The sequence below is a fragment of the Rhodococcus chondri genome, assembly GCF_036327435.1.
GTDB lineage: Bacteria > Actinomycetota > Actinomycetes > Mycobacteriales > Mycobacteriaceae > Rhodococcus > Rhodococcus chondri.
In genome coordinates this window covers 1-3308 of record NZ_JAUZMZ010000294.1, presented here as the reverse complement: position 1 = coordinate 3308, position 3308 = coordinate 1, and the positions used below count along the sequence as shown (strand labels likewise).

3 protein-coding genes are annotated in these 3308 nt (G+C 67.2%); 1 reads left to right on the top strand and 2 read right to left on the bottom strand.

The features are described 5' to 3' along the window. Nucleotides 1-255: 255 nt before the first annotated feature. Nucleotides 256-1209, top strand: coding sequence for an Acg family FMN-binding oxidoreductase (locus Q8814_RS25195; protein ID WP_330154686.1), 954 nt, complete (start codon nt 256-258; stop codon nt 1207-1209). Between the two features lie 9 nt (nt 1210-1218). On the opposite strand, the gene Q8814_RS25190 is transcribed toward Q8814_RS25195, so the two are convergent. Next, entirely contained in the window at nt 1219-2253 is a 1035-nt protein-coding gene (locus tag Q8814_RS25190; RefSeq protein ID WP_330154685.1) for a dihydrolipoamide acetyltransferase family protein, read from the bottom strand. A gap of 40 nt (nt 2254-2293) precedes the next feature. Further along, on the bottom strand, nt 2294-3308 hold a 1015-nt coding region (locus Q8814_RS25185), incomplete at its 5' end, for a transketolase-like TK C-terminal-containing protein (RefSeq protein ID WP_408015985.1).

The window sequence follows — 3308 nt, the reverse complement described above, 5'->3', positions numbered from 1 at the left end:
CCCCCCAGCGCCTGCAGGTACCGTTCCGTATGGATCCGGGCCGAGCGCCGGGCAGCGTCCGACCCGTCCGCCGATCAGTGGTGATGACCTCCGGCTCTACCGGCTTCGAGGTGCCGCAAGCGATACTCGACGGTGAGGCCGCCGGCCGGGACACCCGGCCGTCGGCAGAACCCGAACCCTACGACCGAACCCGAGACCGCTATGGGGACATCCGCAGAGACGATGCCGGACCGTCGTACTCTCGAGTCTGCGATCGTGTCGGCCTCCCGCGCACCGTCCCTCCACAACAGCCAGCCCTGGAAGTGGCTCCTCGGTTCGGACGAGTTGAGCCTGTTCAGCGACAACGACCGCATCCTGCCGGCCACCGATGCGTACGGCCGTCAGATGGTGCTGTCCTGTGGGGCAGCGCTCCATCACCTGCAGATTGCGCTCGCCGCGCACCGTTGGGCCTCGGTGATCGAACGGATACCGCACCCGCCCGGCCGGCAATGTCTCGCCACGATCCGGTTCCATCCGGCGGACGAGGCCTCCGACAGCGAGCTGCGACTGGCCGCGGCAATCCGCCTTCGCCGCACCGAGCGGCTACCGATGACCGCGCCGGCGAATCCGCAACAGACCCTCGCGGATCTGCGCGACTTGACCGAGCGCAGCGGTGTGCACCTCAGCCGGATCGGCGAGCACGGACGACCTGCACTCGACGACATGTCCCGACGAATCATGGGATTGCGTCGCGGCGACCAGGCCTACCAGGCAGAACTGAGGTGGTGGACCGGGCAGGCGGTGTACCCCGGAGGGATTCCGCCCGACGCATTGCCGACCGCGCGTCAGTCGGTAGCGGCCGACCGCGAGTTTCCCGCCGGCAGCGCGACCAGCGACACGACTGCTGACCAGGATCGTGCGGCGATATTCCTGTTGTCGACCGACACGGACTCGCGGCTCGACTGGTTGCGGTGCGGTGAGGCGTTGTCGGCCGTCCTTCTCACCTGCACCGACCGCGGGCTTGCGACGTGCCCGGTTACCCACCTGACCGAGTTGAACGCATTCCGGACGTTTCTCGGCGATTTGACCGACGGTATCGGCGTGCCGCAGGTACTCGTCAGGGTGGGGTTCCGCACGCATCCCGAAGCGGCAACGGCAACATCGAGACGCCCTCTTTCCGAGATCCTTTTCCGGGAACACCCGGTAGACCCGCTAGCCGATACGCAGTAGGACAGCGGATCACGGCAGGCCAGCCGCGGTGAATCCGTTTTCGAGCTCGGTTTTCATTGCGGTGAGGAAGCGGGCTGCGTCGGCTCCGTCGACGATCCGATGGTCGTAGCTCAGCGACAGGTACGCCATCGAACGCACGTCGATGCGCAATGCCCCGTCATGTCGTGCCGGGACGAGCCGTTCGACGACCGCCCCGGTACCGAGAATGCCGGTCTGGGGCTGGTTGATGATCGGGGTGTCGAACAGTGCACCACGACTGCCGGTGTTGGTGAGTGTGAAGGTGCCCCCGGCGAGTTCGTCGGGGGAGATGGTGCCGGTACGCACCTTTTCGGCCTTGTCGGCGATCGCCCGGGCGAGCTGTTCGATGCTCATCCGGTGGGCGTCGCGGATGACCGGCACCATCAGCCCGCGTTCGCTGTCGACGGCCATGCCGAGATGGCAGTGTTCGTAGTAGGTCACTTCGGTGACATCCGGGTCCAGCGAGGCGTTGAGGACACGGTGCTGCGCCAACGCCGACATGGCGGCCTTGGCGAAGAACGGCAGGAACGAGAGCTTGACGCCGGTGCGCTCGTAGAAGGCATCCTTGTGCGCTGCCCGCAACCTCGCGATCGCGGTGACATCGACCTCCACCACGGAGGTCAATTGCGCTGCAACTTGCAGTGATTCAACCATCCGCTTGGCGATGGTTCGCCTGATCCGGGGCAGCTTCTCCACGACGGTGCCGCCCGGGGCGGGCTCCTGCCGCGGAACTGCTGTCGGAGCGGGAGGGGTATCCACCGGCCCCGTCGCCGGGTCGACGATGATCGCCAGCTCGGCGCCGACGGCGACGACGTCGTTCTCCGCGACGAGGATTCGCTGCAGCACACCGGTGACCGGTGAGGGGATTTCGGTGTCGACCTTGTCGGTGGCCACTTCGAGGAGGGGTTCTTCGGCGGTGACGGGTTCGCCGGGCTGTTTGAGCCAGCGGGTGATGGTGCCCTCGTCGATGCTCTCTCCGAGGGCCGGCATGTGCACGGTGGTGCCGGTGAGTTGTTCGGTGCTCATGGTGGTCTTTTCGTTCCTGGTGGTGGAGGCCGGTGGCCGGTCAGGGGAGGATGTCGAGGGCGGCGGTGACGATGCTGTCGGTGTCGATGCCGTGATAGCGGTAGACATCGTCGAGTGAGCCGACCTGCCCGAAGCGAGAGACTCCGAGGTGGGTGCTGCGCACCCGGTTGATGCCCGCGAGGAACGCGAGGGTGTGCGGGTGACCGTCGAGGACGGTGACCATCGGGGTCGCGCGCTCTGTGGGGAAGAGCTGGTCGAGGATCCAGGTCTCGCCCGAGTCTCGACCCTGGCGAGCTTGCCAGGCTTCGAACAGCAGCCCGGGACTGGTGATGCACAGCACGTCGGCCGGCACCCCGGAGGTCTCCAGCCGATCCGCGGCAGCGAGCGATTCGGTGATCATCGCTCCCATCGCCACGATCGTCACCTGCGCGTTGTCGCGGCGCCGGATCGGATAGCCGCCGGCGACGACCTGCCGGCGACGCCGCTCCCGCGCTGCCGGGTCGGTCGGCACCGCGGCCAGGGTCTGATCGACCGGGCGGGTGGACAGCCGCAGATACGCCGAGGTGCCGTCCGGGCGGCCGAGCCGGGCCAGCGACGCCAGCAACGTCCATTCGACGTCGATCGCAAAGCCCGGTTCATAGCTGACGCATCCGGGTTGTTCGAGACCGATCGACGGCGTCTTGATGGATTGGTGCGCGCCTCCTTCGGCGGCGAGGGTGACGCCGGAGGGGGTGCCGACGAGGATGGACTGCCCGCCGGCGTAGATGCCGTACGACCAGGGCTCCAGCGCCCGTTCGACGAAGGGGTCGTAGAGCACACCGATGGGCAGCAGAGGTTGGCCCCAGCGGCTCCAGGTTGCGCCGAGTTCGCCGATCAGCCCGACCAGATTGGTTTCGGCGATGCCCAGCTCCATGTGCTGACCGGTGGGACGTTCGTTCCAGTGCATGATCGTCTCGGCGTCGTCGGCGAACCAGTTGTGACGCTCGGCCGCCGACCACACTCCGACCTTGAGCCCACTCACATAGACACATCTCCGCGCCCACGACACCGGAGAC